Annotated in this window: 14 protein-coding genes, 2 tRNA genes and 1 pseudogene; 6 read left to right on the plus strand and 11 right to left on the minus strand. The window is 45.2% G+C overall.

Annotated features, from left to right (window positions below):
* Positions 1-27 precede the first annotated feature (27 nt).
* A tRNA-Lys gene (locus SPHMEL_RS00675) sits at positions 28-101 on the minus strand.
* Between the two features lie 91 nt (positions 102-192).
* On the opposite strand from SPHMEL_RS00675, the gene SPHMEL_RS00680 reads away from it, so the two are divergent.
* Positions 193-265, plus strand: a tRNA-Gln gene (locus SPHMEL_RS00680).
* Positions 266-349: 84 nt separating this feature from the next.
* Here the strand turns inward: SPHMEL_RS00680 and SPHMEL_RS00685 are convergent.
* Both SPHMEL_RS00685 and SPHMEL_RS00690 read right to left on the minus strand, forming a co-directional pair.
* A complete protein-coding gene (locus tag SPHMEL_RS00685) occupies positions 350-1,705 on the minus strand; it encodes an aspartate aminotransferase family protein (RefSeq protein WP_042666805.1) in 1,356 nt (451 codons plus the stop codon).
* A gap of 37 nt (positions 1,706-1,742) precedes the next feature.
* Complete coding sequence (locus tag SPHMEL_RS00690) at positions 1,743-1,967, minus strand: hypothetical protein (protein ID WP_042666806.1); 225 nt, start codon at positions 1,965-1,967, stop codon at positions 1,743-1,745.
* Positions 1,968-2,093: 126 nt separating this feature from the next.
* Between SPHMEL_RS00690 and SPHMEL_RS00695 the strand changes: the two genes are divergently transcribed.
* Positions 2,094-3,497 (plus strand): alanine/glycine:cation symporter family protein, encoded by a 1,404-nt coding sequence (locus SPHMEL_RS00695; RefSeq protein ID WP_042666807.1) that lies wholly within the window; start codon positions 2,094-2,096, stop codon positions 3,495-3,497.
* 52 nt (positions 3,498-3,549) lie between these two features.
* On the opposite strand, the gene tes is transcribed toward SPHMEL_RS00695, so the two are convergent.
* Positions 3,550-5,268 (minus strand): tetraether lipid synthase Tes, encoded by a 1,719-nt coding sequence (gene tes / locus SPHMEL_RS00700; RefSeq protein ID WP_051400965.1) that lies wholly within the window; start codon positions 5,266-5,268, stop codon positions 3,550-3,552.
* Positions 5,269-5,358: 90 nt separating this feature from the next.
* On the opposite strand from tes, the gene SPHMEL_RS00705 reads away from it, so the two are divergent.
* From SPHMEL_RS00705 to SPHMEL_RS00720, 4 genes are read left to right on the plus strand one after another with little or no spacing between them, the layout of a single operon-like run.
* Positions 5,359-5,940 carry an adenylate kinase family protein gene (locus SPHMEL_RS00705; protein ID WP_042666809.1) on the plus strand — a complete coding sequence of 194 codons (582 nt, stop codon included), beginning with the start codon at positions 5,359-5,361 and terminating at the stop codon, positions 5,938-5,940.
* Entirely contained in the window at positions 5,933-6,775 is an 843-nt protein-coding gene (locus SPHMEL_RS00710) for a GTPase (protein ID WP_012609052.1), read from the plus strand. The genes SPHMEL_RS00705 and SPHMEL_RS00710 overlap by 8 nt, the downstream gene beginning before the upstream one ends.
* Positions 6,750-6,950, plus strand: coding sequence for a ubiquitin family protein (locus tag SPHMEL_RS00715; protein WP_232216693.1), 201 nt, complete (start codon positions 6,750-6,752; stop codon positions 6,948-6,950). Before SPHMEL_RS00710 ends, SPHMEL_RS00715 begins: the two co-directional genes overlap by 26 nt.
* Positions 6,951-6,952: 2 nt before the next feature.
* The gene (locus SPHMEL_RS00720; protein WP_042666811.1) at positions 6,953-7,720 is read left to right on the plus strand and encodes a HesA/MoeB/ThiF family protein; all 768 of its coding nucleotides are present in this window, start codon (positions 6,953-6,955) and stop codon (positions 7,718-7,720) included.
* Here SPHMEL_RS00720 and SPHMEL_RS00725 read toward each other — a convergent pair.
* From SPHMEL_RS00725 to SPHMEL_RS00760, 7 genes and pseudogenes are all read right to left on the minus strand, one after another.
* On the minus strand, positions 7,698-8,018 hold the full coding sequence (locus SPHMEL_RS00725; RefSeq protein WP_232216694.1) for a MoaD/ThiS family protein: 321 nt from the start codon (positions 8,016-8,018) through the stop codon (positions 7,698-7,700). The two genes, SPHMEL_RS00720 and SPHMEL_RS00725, sit on opposite strands and share 23 nt — an antisense overlap.
* Positions 8,019-8,387: 369 nt before the next feature.
* A complete protein-coding gene (locus tag SPHMEL_RS00735) occupies positions 8,388-8,597 on the minus strand; it encodes a hypothetical protein (protein WP_232216695.1) in 210 nt (69 codons plus the stop codon).
* A 161-nt stretch (positions 8,598-8,758) separates the two neighbouring features.
* Positions 8,759-9,274: pseudogene (locus tag SPHMEL_RS00740) on the minus strand (ferredoxin domain-containing protein).
* Between the two features lie 949 nt (positions 9,275-10,223).
* A complete protein-coding gene (locus SPHMEL_RS00745; RefSeq protein ID WP_042666813.1) occupies positions 10,224-11,144 on the minus strand; it encodes an ABC transporter permease in 921 nt (306 codons plus the stop codon).
* 1 nt (position 11,145) lies between these two features.
* Positions 11,146-12,174: an ABC transporter permease gene (locus SPHMEL_RS00750; RefSeq protein ID WP_042666814.1), complete on the minus strand. Its 1,029-nt coding sequence runs from the start codon at positions 12,172-12,174 to the stop codon at positions 11,146-11,148.
* The gene (locus tag SPHMEL_RS00755; RefSeq protein WP_042666815.1) at positions 12,167-13,669 is read right to left on the minus strand and encodes an ABC transporter ATP-binding protein; all 1,503 of its coding nucleotides are present in this window, start codon (positions 13,667-13,669) and stop codon (positions 12,167-12,169) included. The genes SPHMEL_RS00750 and SPHMEL_RS00755 overlap by 8 nt, the downstream gene beginning before the upstream one ends.
* 86 nt (positions 13,670-13,755) lie before the next feature.
* The gene (locus SPHMEL_RS00760; RefSeq protein ID WP_042666816.1) at positions 13,756-14,988 is read right to left on the minus strand and encodes a BMP family lipoprotein; all 1,233 of its coding nucleotides are present in this window, start codon (positions 14,986-14,988) and stop codon (positions 13,756-13,758) included.
* Positions 14,989-15,083: the final 95 nt, after the last annotated feature.

Genomic DNA, 15,083 nt, shown 5'->3' on the forward strand with positions numbered 1-15,083 from the left:
TGGTTCACCGGTTTAAGGCGGGTAATGCGGGCCCGCCGGGATTTGAACCCGGGACCTACGGGTTAAAAGCCCGCCGCTCTACCAAGCTGAGCTACGGGCCCAACTATTTTCATGGAATATTGGACAGGGATTTTAAAAGTATTGCTTTAGGAATCTTTAAAACCCCTGGTACCCCTTAGTAAGTAATGAAGTAGCCGGGTCGTCTAGCGGCCAAGGATGCGGGGCTCTGGCCCCCGTGACCGGGGTTCGAATCCCCGCCCGGCTACCTCTCTATTTTTCATGGCACTATTGAATACTAGCCTAGGAATGAAAATATAAAAAAGTATTAAAGATGCGTGTTTGAGATGTTTTACTCCCATGCTTTCATTTTATTTATTACATCATCCGGGACCCTTCCCTCTAACACATCCTTGATTGTCTCGTCTACAATGTTTATCCCAGCGTCAAGTTCCTCCCTTGATATCACGAGTGGAGGGGCAATCCTCAGGACATTACCGTATTTACCGTAGGTCATCATTATTACCCCTTTCTCCCATGCCCTCCATATTATTTTAAGTGCTGTTTTTCTGTCAGGGATCTTCTGCTTCTTCTCCTTGACTATTTCAACCCCGATCATTAGTCCCTTACCCCTTACATCGCCAACTATTTCGTATTTTTCCTTCAGCTCATTCAACCTTTTTACAGCATAGTCGCCGAGTTCCCTGGCTTTCTCTACTAGGTTATAATTCTTAATGTATTTGATGGTGGCTATGGCTGCCACGCAGGATAATGCATGTGCGGCTGAGGTGGCAAAGAATGTTTGAGGCGGCGCGGCATCCAGTATTTCGCTTCTACCGATAACAGCTGATATAGGCATGCCTCCCCCTAGTGCTTTACCTAGGACTACTAGGTCTGGCTCCACGTTAAAGTGCTCTATTGCCAGCCATTTACCTGTCCTACCCATACCTGTCTGGACTTCATCATCTATAATTATTATCCCGTTTTCCCTGGCTAGCTTGAATAAGCCTTTAACATAGTTCTCCGGGGGAACTAATACTCCGCCATCGCCCTGTATGGGCTCCATTATTATAGCTGCAAAACTGGACGGGTTAATCTTCTTCAGTAAGTCCTCTAATTTTGAAAGGTGGTGATCGCCGCATTCTCTAGGGTCTTCTATATTACCACATCTATATGTATCCGGGTACTCCACGAAGTACACGTCTTTAAACGGTATTGCTTTCCTGATCTCCTCCCTGAATGATCCACCTACAGCTATCCCAAGAGCTGTTGTCCCATGGTATGAGTAAGTATACGATATCACGCCGGGTCTACGGGTATAGATGAACGCGGCTTTAAGCGCTGTATCATTAGCATCCCCACCTGAGAGACCGAATACAACTTTTTTCCTATGGTTTCCCAACGTGATTCCTGTAAGTAGCTCCGATAATTCTATTACTGGTTCATGGTATAAATAGAGACAGTAATGTATGAATTTATCTAGGTGCTCCTTGATGGCTTTGATAACCTCCTCGTTACTGTGACCTATATTATATGTTGCGGCACTACTGAGGAAGTCTATATATTCTCTCCCATTTATATCCCACACCTTAGACGCCTTTGCCCTACTAACCACCAGGGGAAAATACTTGAATCCCTGACTACTTGAAACATGTCTCCAATATTTCTCTATGAGTTGAAGATCTTTTCCAGGGCTCTCATTATCCATTACATAACACCAGGAAACTCAAGCATGCAACCCGGTATTACGAGGGTTTCACCGGCTGGCTTTTCCTACCTGTGAGCCATGGCACTATCTCAAGCACTAGAAGTATGGCCACTATGGTTATATGCGCCGGCCAATTAGATACTACTTCATCTATACTTGTCATGAACCCTAGTTCTAGTAAGAGTATTGTTAACAGTATTAGCGATGAGACCCATACTATTAAACTAGCCGTCGATCTCTGATAGATGTTTTCTCCACTCATTTCCCATCCCATAATAGAATATTAATAGGAACACATAATAAATGTTTCCTTATTATTTGGAAACATTTAAAAATAATGCAATAGTATATAAACTGTGGATAGGTAAAAATGTGATGGGGATCTTGAGTGGGTGTACTTGAATCGATAATTGAAGCAATAAACTTCATAGATGGACTAGTATGGGGTCTTCCTGCGGTAATAATATTGGCTGGAACAGGGCTCTCGATAGCGATTCTCGGCCGTTTATTCCAGGTAACCAAGTTTAAAGCTGTACTTAAGAACATGTTGTATAAGGGTACGGGTGGTAAGGGAGAGGTAAGTCCATTTGCGACATGGGCTGCAGTTATGGGGGCCACGGTAGGTGTAGGTAATATAGCCGGTGTCTCCACAGCTGTTCATTTAGGTGGTGCTGGCGCGCTCTTCTGGATGTGGGTTTGCGCTATCCTTGGGATGGGTACTAAAGCCGTTGAAGCCACGCTGGGTGCTTGGTCTCGGAGAATCACGCCGGATGGGAAAGTTGAAGGGGGTACACCATATTATATAAGGCTGGTGCCGACTGTAGGCCCGGCGCTCGCAGTGTTATTCTCTATATTCGCATTTATCGCTGCGTATGGTATAGGTAATACTGTGCAGGCGAATAATGTGGCCCTTGGTGTTGAATATATTGCTAAAGCCTATGGATTTGATGTTTTCCAAGCAAAGTTGATAACGGGTATATTAATTTTCATATTTACAGCAATAGTAGTCTTGGGCGGTGTCAGAAGGATCACTGATGCATCGAACTTCCTGGTGCCGTTCATGGCTACATGGTATATTGTGGCATCACTTGTGATATGGATAAAATATGGCAGTAATCTCCCGCTGGCTTTCAGCGAGATATTTACTTATGCATTCACACCGCAGGCAGCAGCAGGCGGTCTCTCTGGTTGGCTAGTTTACTCGGCTATCAGATACGGCTTTGCAAGGGGGTTGTTCTCTAATGAGGCTGGATTGGGTAGTGCTCCAAACATGTATGCGTATATGACTGTCGACCACCCTGGTAGAGTAGGTCTCTACGGTGTCTTCGAGGTTTTCATGGATACAATAGTCATATGCTCTATGACCGGTATAGTTGATATAGTTACCCGTGTATATATCGAGAGACCAGATCTATCTGGTGCACAATTAGCCATGGAGGCTTTCTATAGAGCCTATGGAATATGGGCGCCTGTAGTACTTGGTTTAGCATTAGCATTATTCGCGTTTACAACCCTGTTGACATGGGAGTGGTATGGTGAGGTCAACTGGATCTACTTCTGGGTTAAAACACTTAAATTACCTGAGAAACCAATGAGGTGGATATGGAGGTTCATGTGGGTTATACCCATAATACCTGCAGCAATTGCTGAAACAAAAATGTTCGAGGTATTCTGGAATTTCGCTGATATGGCAAATGGTCTCATGGCTATACCAAACCTGATAGCTGTCGCGTATTTTGCACCAGTGGGTATAGGGCTTATAAGGGATTTCCTAAGGTCTGGAAAAATATAATTGATTCATGCATCCGATTCATTTAAAATAATTTTTTTTGCTAACTCATTTATCATGCCTTGGAGCGGATTACTCCTTCATATGCTAGCTTATATATTTCACTGGACTCCAGCCTCCTCCTATCCCTAATATATTTCCTGGTTACCTGTCCTTTTGGTAGACCGTATTTGCTCGAGTATTCTTCAAGTGATATACCGTATTCTTTATGTATTTTATCCCTGTATATGTCGTCGAATATGTTGAATGCGCAGAAAGGTATTAATCTACCATCTGGCACCGAGTAATGTATATTACATCTCTGTACCCTCTGTATATCGTAGTTGTAGAGGTCCATGAAGTGCATTTGGCCCAGGAATAATAGCTTGTAATGGAGCTCACCCAGTGCCTCATAGCTTCGCTTTATTATAACGTTGAACAATAGCTTGTATAAGTCGAATTCCTCGGGCTGCTTGCTTGAGTCAATGAATTTCCTTATGGAATATAACAGCCTCAGCCCAACCATATACCTGTTCGACCCAGTTACGAGGTCCTCCCATTTCTCTCTTAGGTATTCGAGTAAACCCTCCACATCAACGAAACTAGTGATAGGTATCAGCTTTATCTCGTTGCTTTTTTTCTCGACATATATATAGGTTCCAACGCCGCATATCGGGTGGTTACTCATCTCGAACTTGAATTCGCCGCTGAATCCCTCTATGAACCTTGAGAATAATGCGCTAACGTTTATCGGGAACCATGCATCTCTGGTTACCTGTCCATCGGTCTGCTCCTCTATCAACTTTACTACCTCTGGTATTGTTATCCTGTACTTTTCCCTCTCATGCTTCTTCATGTATCCAGTGAGGCTCACCGGCTGGAAGTTCACTGCTCTTATAACATCCATGTGTTTAGCAGCGAACCTGACTATAGCTCCGAGCTCATGTGTGTTCACGCCTTTAATAACCGTTGGAACCAGTACAGTACTGGTCATGCCGGCCTTCCTGAACGTCTCAAGTATGTATGGTACCTCCCAGTGGTTCTTCCAGTTTGTTACGGGCGTTACCCCGTCGAAGCTGAGGTATACTGTGTTTACGCCGCTGCTTCTCAGCTCCCTAGCGTACTCGACTGCTTTAACTGGGTCCTCTATATATAGCTCGGCGAATCTTATCCCATTAGTATTTAACTGTATGTGTCTTACCCCCTCTTCCTTTAATAGCTTCACGATGTCGACGAGATCCTCCCTTAATAATGGTTCCCCTCCAGTCAACTGTATTGCAACGGTTACACCCTGCTTCTTAATGCTTCTAACCATCTCCCTTATTTGATCCAGTCTCGGCTCGTAGACGTATCCCGAGGCCTCCGAGTAAAAGAAGCAGTACCAGCAGGATAAGTTACATCTATTTGTTACAACCATATTCACCAGCGCCGTATGTTGTTTATGCATCGGGCATAATCCACAGTTGAATGGACATAGTGTTTTAACCTGTGTGTATATGTGTCTAGCCCCCCTCCCGTCTTCAGTGTACTTTACAACCCTCTTATAGAAATCTACATCGCCGTAGTATAGTTCCTCGATTTCACCGTGTTCCGGGCAGATTCTTCTAATATATACCTTCCCATCTCTCTCAACTATTACAGCTGGGAGAACCCTGTAGCAGTATGGGCAAACACTTGTTGTAAGGGATAATACTTCCTCGCCGCTATGTAGCTTCGGCAGGATGTAAACTATTTCACCGGGCTTCTTTGATGACTCCTGAATACTCAAATCACTCACCAGGTAGTCTATAAACATGTTATAACGGGATCCCTATTTAAAAACTTGGCTGGCTCCAGGTTCGTGTTATAATAAGGGCGACTTCGCTAATAAACCAGGGGTGTTTAAATGGGTAAGATAATAGTGGTAGCTGGGGTACCTGGTACAGGGAAGACCAGTGTATCAAGGGAGCTGGCCTCCCTGACGGGGTTTCAGCTAATCGAGCTTGGAAGGTATGCCTTGGAGAGAGGGCTAGTTACTGGTTTCGACGATGAGAGGGGTAGCTATGTGATAGATGAGGATGCTTTGTCGCGTGAGGTGTCAATGCTTGCTGGGAATAGTGAAGGCTATATCATAGTTAGCACCCATTACCCTGAGATCCTGGATCCCAGTGTAGTTGAAAAAGTATTCGTGCTGAGAACACATCCCCTGGTACTGGAGAAGAGGCTTGAGTCGAGGGGGTGGGATAGGAGGAAGATCAATGAGAACGTGATGGCCGAGATACTTGGTGTCGTATCATATAATGCGTTAACAGTGTTCGGTGAGGAAAAAATATATGAGATCGATACATCTAACACTACACCAGGCGAGGTAGCAGGGCTCGTAGCCGATATACTAAGCAATAAGACTGTTATCCCCCCAGGCATCAGAATAGACTGGCTCTCAGTACTCTCAGCCGAGGAGTTATCGAGGTTTGAGAGCTATGAGTAGGGGGGGATTCATACTAGCGTCGTGGAGCCAGCTAGATAGAATGATCTCCAGGGTAGACGTCGTCTTAATGGTGCTGGATGCAAGGGATCCCTTAGGCACGTTCAGTAAGAGGCTTGAATCCATTGTTAGGGAAAGAGGGAAGAAGCTTATCCTGGTGTTAAACAAGTCTGACCTGGTTCCCAGGAACGTGGTAGAGGAGTGGAAGAAGTACTTCATGGAGAAAGGATATACAACGGTCTACATGGCTGCCGCCAGACACATGGGTACCCTCAGGCTCAGGAGGACTATACGTAGAGTAGCCCCCTCGCTGCCGACGATAGTGGCTGTAACAGGGTATCCCAAGGTCGGTAAGTCATCCATAATAAACGGGTTGAAGGGGAGGCATTCAGCCCCGACAAGCCCGTACCCGGGAAGCCCAGGGTACACGAGGCATTTCCAATTATACCGTGTAGACAAGGATATACTGCTGGTCGACTCGCCTGGAGTGATACCTGTCGAAGGAGGGGAACTTGAAAGGGTGATAAGGGGTTATCCAATAGAGAAGCTCGAGGACCCAGTTCTCCCAGCTATGAAGCTCATCGAGAGGATAATGACCTACCACCCCAACGCGTTCATGGAGGCTTATGGTGTTAGTGAAAGGGATCCCTTGAGGATCCTTGAGGAGATAGCTGTAAGGCACGGGTGGTTCTATAAAACTACCAGGGAGCCCTTAATCGAGGAAGCAGCTAGGAAGGTGATTAGGGATTACCATGATGGAGTCGTGAAATTCTATATAAGACCGGCTTGGATCAGAGATATTGGTGAGCCATGTGATCAAGGTGAAGGTGACCGGTGAGCAAGCACCTAGAATACTTGATGTCGGAGAGATAAGTGTTTCAGAGCTACTTAGAAGGCTGGGGCTCTCTAAATCAGAGCATATAGTGCTAAGGGAGGGAATCCCTCTAACAGAGGACGACATCATCAGGGATGGAGACGAGGTAGTTGTATACCTGGTTAAATCAGGTGGGTAGGGATGAGTCTAAGCAGTGTAGAGTATGAGAGGTATAGTAGGCAGTTGCCAATAATAGGCGTGGAAGGGCAGTTGAAGCTTAAGAAGACGAGCATCCTGGTCGCTGGTGCCGGCGGCCTCGCATCCACGATACTCTATTATTTAACAGCAGCTGGGGTCGGGAGGATAGTGTTTATCGATGACGGGCTGGTGGAGCTGAGTAATCTCCAGAGGCAGATACTATACAATACAGAGGACATAGGGAGACCAAAGGTGCTGGCTTCATATGAGAAGCTGGGGAAGCTGAATCCAGGTGTGACGCTGGAACCTATACAGGCGACTATAAGTAGGGAACTCCTGGATAAACTAGTCCCCAGCGTGGATATAGTTGTCGATGCCCTAGATAACTGGGAGACACGATTCCTGCTTGACGAGTCTGCCTGGAGGTATGGAAAACCACTTGTTCACGCTGGGGTTGGAGAGTATTATGGACAATTAACAGTTGTGATACCTGGTAAAACCCCCTGTCTTAGATACTTGTTCCGCAGTGTTGGAGGAGGCGAGAGGGGAAGGATCATAGTCATGGCTCATATACCGGGCTTGCTTGGATTACTGGAGGTAAACGAAGTATTTAAGCTCATACTGGGCTACGGTTCTCCATTAGCCGGTAAAATACTATTGTTCAATGCGAAAACCCCTTCGATAGACCTTGTTGAAGTGAAGTATGAGAATAGTGAAGAAATAGAAAAATACTGTGGCGAACCCGGAGTCAACCACCCATCTCGGGAGTAACCAGCGCTATCCTATCGCCGTCTTTCAAAGGAGTATCTGGGGATAGAACTGGCTTATCGTTTACGAGTGTTACAAATATGTAGTGTCCATCAATATATCTCTCGTAGAGCAATGGGTTGGTTTTCTCGCTGAGAACCCTAATGGCATCCCTTAGCATGGCTCCCTCGGGGAGCTCTAGCTCCACTATGCTTCTACCAGTGTAATCGCTCGCCCTCCCCAGCGTGATCACTGTGATTCTCATAAGGTGGTCCTCTCCCCTAGCTACTATTATCCTTACTACTCTCTTAAATCTTAACACGGTTATACAGCTTCAAATATGTGAAAACGCTTCCATCGCCACCTATGATATCATCCTCGATGATTGAGTAATTTCTGGACACCATCGTAGAGAACTTTCAGAGACGAGCAACCAGTAAGCCGGTTTATGTCCCTTAAAGAAGCGGGGGTTTCAAGCGATTTATTCGCATTCAATATTGACAGGCTACGTATGCATGTTTGTGGATGAGTGTGGAGGTATAGATGAGCCAATAACGAACATCGTTGATCCACCTATTATAAAGCTCGTCACTAAGAGCTCACCTCACCGGTGGACCTTATCCTTCAGGACAGGGAGAGGTTGGCTGGTGATGCTGTATCTGGAGACTATCTTTTAGGATTTGGTAATTGGTTAGCCACCGAGGAATTCCTCTATTATTAGGACACGGTTTCCACTTGTTATCTTCATAGTGTAGTCCTCTACGAGCCTGTCATCTACTAGTACTATGATGTTGTTTCCTGTAAGCTTGTCCCTGGCTGATTCCACCAGGTCTGCTACCCGGGCTTCCTCAGCATCTATACATAGGGTTTCACCTTGTGGAAGTATCTTGGCGCATATCACTTTTACCACTTTTTGAAATTTATTGGTTACTTGGTATCTATATATTTTGGAACCGGTTCCCGGGTGTTTTTGAATCAACTAAGTAATATTTCACCCAGTATAAGTGAGATCATATTGTGTGGTTTAGGTATGTTGAAAACAAGTCTCCAGGGTTCACTGGGTTACTTGGGGAATTTCCTGTCGAAGTATATGTTCTTGCCTTTAACTGATAATGGTATCCCGTATACGATGTCAGCGTCTATTAATCCCAGCTCCTGAGCCGCCACGCCTATAGAGTACATTATCCTATTGTCTATGTTTAGCATTGATGCAGTCTTGACTGCTGAACCTAGTGTTATGCCCAGGTTTACTATTGAGTTAACGGTGTCTGCGTCGAGCACCCATTTCTCCGGCTTAGCTAGGTTGAGCCTCGCTATTTTACAGCCTATTAGTACTACCGCGTTGCTATTCAACACGTTCTCAGCGTCTCTCTCGAAGAACGCACCGTACTTTTCTGCGAGCTTCTTCATGTACTCTGCCAGCGTCTCTAACTCCTATTTCTCGGTTATAATGGCTGATACTATGTTGTCTATGCCCCGTGCCTTAGGCGCTGTCTTAGCTGATGCGAGCATTAGTGATGCGGTGGTTTCAACGGCTTTCTTTAATGCCTCCTGCTCGGTTATCAAGCCTACCACCATGTTGCACTATATAGATCTACCCTCAAGAATATATACTGGTCTCCATGCCGATCCCCTAGTTCCTTGATTACTGTGCTATATTTGTAAACCATGTACATGGCATGTCTAAGTATGCAGGGATCGGTTAATCATGTATTGATCAATGGGGGTAGTTAATCGCTTATTAACTGGAAGAGTGTCAAGTTAACCAGTGATCCAACCATGGTATGAAGGCGATCGCCCCTCATGGACGAGTATCTATTAGATGCTGCATGGTTCCCGGGGCATCATGGCACTGAGGATAAGTGTACATGAATATGTATCAGAGTTAAACAACATTGTACATGAATACAGGGATAGGCTCGATAATACCCATGAAACCCGGTCAACTCCCCCGTCTACTCGAACACCTATATCAAACAACAGGGCCCTGTCTTGATCGGCTTCAATAGGTAATACCATCATGATTATGTATAATAATATAGTTCATGTATTATAATAATATAATTATAATCCTAGATAATCAACTTTGTATAGTGTATCAAGAATTGAAACACGAATACTGTTTTAGTAAGGTATTACCCTTGAAAAGTGATCTAGCCAAGGGACTCCCATGGGATATAAGTGCATCAAAGATTATCTTCCTAGATCACTTTTCAAGGGTAATACCGTTGTAAATGAGTCATACATGGATAATACATGATATAATGATTCATGAGTAGATTATATTATTATGGGTAATTGCTTCTAAATCATAAATTGTTAATGATGTTTCATGATTATTGATAGAGATATGTAAAATAGTTGATATTGAATAATGATTAAAACTAAGTAATCAAGTACATGACTATAAATTAATCAATTGAATATAGATGTAAAAATCAATATGAAACTATGAATCGGATCTATTGATGGAGACTACTTAATCAATAAGCAGGGATTTTACCAATTATCTTGTAATATGCCACTGTTACTCCTTTATGTATGGCTTACCCAGGGCCCTCGGCATCCTGATTTTCTTCATTACCATAGTTATCACAATAATAGTCGCAACATAAGGCATCATCTTGAAGAGATATGTTTCAGCAGTGAACTGCCTGCCCAGCACGGATTGAAGCTGTATCGGTAGACTTATCGATAATGCCTCGAAGAACCCGAAGAGCAGTGCACCGGCAATGGCCATCGCGGGATTCCAGTTACTGAATGCCTCATTAGCCAATGCTATGAAGCCTCTCCCAGCTGTCGTCGCCTTAGTATAGTTCCCGAACCACTCGGCTGAAAGGAAGACGCCGCCTAAACCCATCACAACCGCCCCGAGAACAGTTGCTAGGAGTCTAGTCCTGAAGACGTTGATTCCCATTGCCTCTGCTGCGCGTGGCTCGTCGCCACATGCCTTCAGGACGAGCCCGTATTTCGTCTTCTCGAGGATAAACCACTCGGCGAGCCCGACGAGGATTGCTGCTATGGAGAATAATGGGATGATGAAGACTTTCCCGCCTATGGTAAACTGCAATCCTTGCAGCTTCTGTATCTGAGGGGTCTGGGAGTAGTCCCCCCATGTCGTCACCATCATTACTATTGTTAACCCGGCTGCAACCATGTTGAAGCCTACGCCTATAATCACCTGGTCCCCTCTGAGGTATATGGAGATCAAGCCATGAATTAAGCCCGCTAACCCGCTCACCGCCAGGGCTAGGAGGATACCTATAGCCAGGTTCCCTGAGGCCAGGGTGAAGTATACTGTGGAGAAAGCCGATAGTATGAAGACGCCCTCAACACCTATATTCACCACACCGCTTTTCTCATTGATTATGGCTCCAAGCGCTCCGAGTAACACTACTGTAGCTGAATACAGCGTGTTCTCGATTAAGGCTATAAGGAAATCTATCATTCTATCCCCTCCTCAACTTGGATACCAGTAGCTCGTAGGTGTAGGTAGCTGATAAAGCAATAACTATGATACCTATGACTACATCGGTTAAGTAGGGAGGTGCCCCAGTACGTAGCTCAACCCATTGCCCGCCGAATTGGAGTCCACTTATAAATAACCCGGCTAACACCACCCCGATGGGGTTATTCCTTCCAAGTAAGCCTATACCTATACCGAGGAAGCCGAGGCCATAGATAGCGGACATCGTCGTATCAATCGAGTATATGACTGAGAGCACGAAGAGCGCGCCCCCGAGTCCAGCGATCGCTCCAGAAATAGACATAGCTGTTATGAAGATCTTCTCCAAGTTGAACCCGGCGTAAACAGCTGCCTTAGGATTCAAGCCGGCAACCCTTATAGAGTAGCCGAGCGAGCTATACCTTAACACGATGTATGTCAGTACAGCCACTCCGGTAATCATTATGAAGCCGAGGACATCGGGTATCCTGGAGGATGCGGGCACGAAGACACTCATATGGGAGTAGATCGGGTCAGTGAACCTCGAGACAATTAAGTAGAGCACGAGATAGTAAGTGGTCCAGTTCATCATTATCGCGACGACAACCTCGTTAACACTCCTGCGCGCCCTCAAATACCCTATTATAAAGCCCCAGAATCCCCCTGCCAAGGTCCCTGATACCAGGCCTGTTACGGAGGATAACACGGGTTGGCCGGTGGCGTTATATATAATATATGTTGACACAAGCCCTGTAAAGGCACCTATGTACAGCTGGGACTCGCCTCCTATATTGAATAACCCGGCTAAGGCGGGTATAGAGAACGCGAGCCCTGTCGCGATCACTGGTATGCTTTGCTTCATTAATACCTCTGTATTCCTGAATCCCTCGCTGAACAGGATACTGATAACAGAGAGTGGTTCATACCCGCTGAACAACAATATGATTACGGCTACTGCGAAGCCCACCAAGAGTGAGACGGCTTCCTCTATAATCACCTTGACTATCCTCATGTAGTTAGAGGCCTCAGGCACTGATACCACCCATTAAAAGCCCTAGCTTCTCAAGGGTAAATTCCTCTGTTCTTCCCTCACCAATTACTCTACCCTCGTACATCACGATTATCCTATCGCTCAACTGAATCACTTCGTCTAGGTCCGTGGATATCAAGAGTATTCCAACCCCCCTGGTCTTAAGCTCCAATAGCTTTCTCCGTATAAACTCTGTCGAGGCAACATCCACGCCTTGAGTGGGCTCGGAAACCACGAGGACCCTTGGCTTCTTCACTAGCTCCCTGCCAACCAGGAGCTTTTGTTGATTTCCTCCGCTGAGATTCTTCACCATAGTATAGGGGTTGGGAGGGTTGATATCGTACTCCTTGATTATTTTAAGGGCGGTTTCCACGGCTCTACCCCAATCTATGAAACCATATCTCCCAATGTAACTATATGTGCTCGTTAACACCGAGTTCTCGATGAGATTCATTTCATGGATTAACCCGTTCCTCCTGCTTTCAGGAACATATGATATACCCAGCTTGTATCTACTCATAGGGTCAAGCATGGTGATATCCTTCGAGTCAAGGATTATCCTACCCCGGTAAGGCCTCCTTAACCCAGCAATAGCCTCTGCCAGCTCTGTCTGGCCGTTGCCTTGAACACCAGCTACTCCAATGATTTCCCCCTCCCTTACCGATAGATTAACGCCTTTCAAAACATCCACTCCTTCACTGTTTCTAACCCATAGATACTCTATCCTCAATACTTCCCGACCAGGCTGAATGCCAGGGGGCTTCTCCAAGACTAGTTCAACATCCCTGGCAACCATCATTCTAGCTAACTGGGCCTCAGTGACCTCGCTAGTCCTCACCGTCCCTACTTTAATCCCTCTCCTGAGAACTGTTACTCTATCGGTTATAGCCTTGACCTCTCTAAGTTTATGTGTAATCAATATTATCGTCATTCTCTTCTCCTTTAACTTCTTCAAGGATTGAAATAATTCCTCCGCTTCAAGAGGTGTTAACACGCTTGTGGGCTCGTCGAGTATAAGTATACGTGCATCCCTTATGAGGGCTTTAAGTATCTCGACCCTCTGCTGGACACCGGCAGGGAGCTCCTCGACTACTTTGTCAAGGGGTATCTTTAACCGTGTCTCACCGATCAGCTTCTTGGCTCGTGCTTCGACCTCGTTTCTAGTAATACGTGGATTAATAGTTGCTAAGGCAAGGTAGAGGTTATCCAGCACCGTCATCGTTGGGACAAGGGAGAAATGTTGGTATATCATTGCTATGCCCTGCTTAATAGCATCCCTTGGGCTCCTGTATCTAACTCTTCTACCGAGTACCTTGATCTCCCCCTCTGTTGGGCGTATCTCGCCATAAAGTATTCGCATTAAAGTGGTTTTACCGGCCCCGTTTTCCCCCAGTAACCCGTGTATCTCCCCCTCTTCAGCCTCGAAATCGACTCCATGTAAAGCTATTACGCCGTCAGGATAAATCTTTCTAATACCGTGCATCTCAATAGTCTTCATAGTTGGACGCCCATAAAGAGGCTCACATGTTATTCCTGTTTCATTGATGAAAAGGAAGGAATGTATAAAAAAGGTTTTCTTCTTCTCTAGATGCTTCCCCTGCTTAAAGCCGCATTTAAGTCTCCATTCTTGAGGGCATTCACTATTTGAGTGTATTCCTCCTCTGTGGAGGGATTCTTGAATGCTATCTGTCCACTTATAATTAGTTGCTCTAATTCACTCATTATGTTCCAACCAGTCTCCGTAATATAGGTGTTTCTGGTTTCATTAACTATTCTTACAACATCATCCGGCGTGAGCCCGGTTTCCAGCTTGCTCTGGTTGTAAGCTATCTCTGCGAAGTATTTAACGCCATCGAGATCCCATATACCTACTCCACTATCTTTCAACCCTAACACATGTATTCCGGGTGTCCACTTGTTTTCAGCAACCATTTTAATGGCATCATATACTGCTATATCAACTCTTTTAGCACCGCTTATAGGCATGTATCTCGGCATATACCACTCCTGGCTGGCGTCTTGGCCTATGGCTAATGCAACCCCCTTACCCTGCTTGTTCCAGTCTCGAACAGCATCGAACATTCCAACATGTGTTAAGCCAGCTAAACCATAGAGTACGCATGCTCTCTCCTGTAGCATTGATGTAGCATACTGGTATCCCTTCTGAGTGTCCCCGAATGTACCCGTGTACTCCCAGAGAAAGTCTATTGTCTTATTTGTTTTCATCTCATAGTATTTAACACTGAATAAGTAGCCTATGTGGAATCTCCATAGAGGCGGTATAGACATACCGGCTACAGCACCTACCTTGTTACACCCTATTTTAGAAGCCATGTCAGCTGCTAAAACACCTACTAGCGCCCCCGCTTCTTGTTCGGAGAATAAGATGTCGACCTCGTTGGGTCTATTGATGAACGTGGATGAATCAATTAAAGCATACTTCTGATTGGGGTATTTATCAGCTGTAGCGTTCAACGGGGATGTCCATAGGAATCCTACCAATACTATTAAGTCGTATTCGCCGCTGGCCGATAATGACTCCAATAGATCCTGCATCTTAGCCTGGCTTTGTGGAGTCGTGTACTCAACCTGTATATTGAAGTCCTTCCTGGCTTTCTCAGCACCAAGCCACGCCATATCGTTGAAGCTTAGGTCTCCTCTCCCACCTACATCAAAGAGTATTGCAACCTTGATAGGTTTATTAGTTGATGTGGTGGAGGGGGATGCATAGTTATAATAGTAGTATACCCCTATTGATGCCACTATGATGACTACTATTATAACTAATACAAGGGTTCTCATAGCCAGGGATCTCATCAGTTCACCCCTTATTGATAATTTAAATATCGATGATATATAAAAATTATGAAAACAAATATGTTTCTTAGATACATTACAACTAAAAGCCCGCC

The sequence above is a fragment of the Desulfurococcus amylolyticus Z-533 genome (assembly GCF_000513855.1).
Classification (GTDB): Archaea; Thermoproteota; Thermoprotei_A; order Sulfolobales; family Desulfurococcaceae; genus Desulfurococcus; species Desulfurococcus amylolyticus.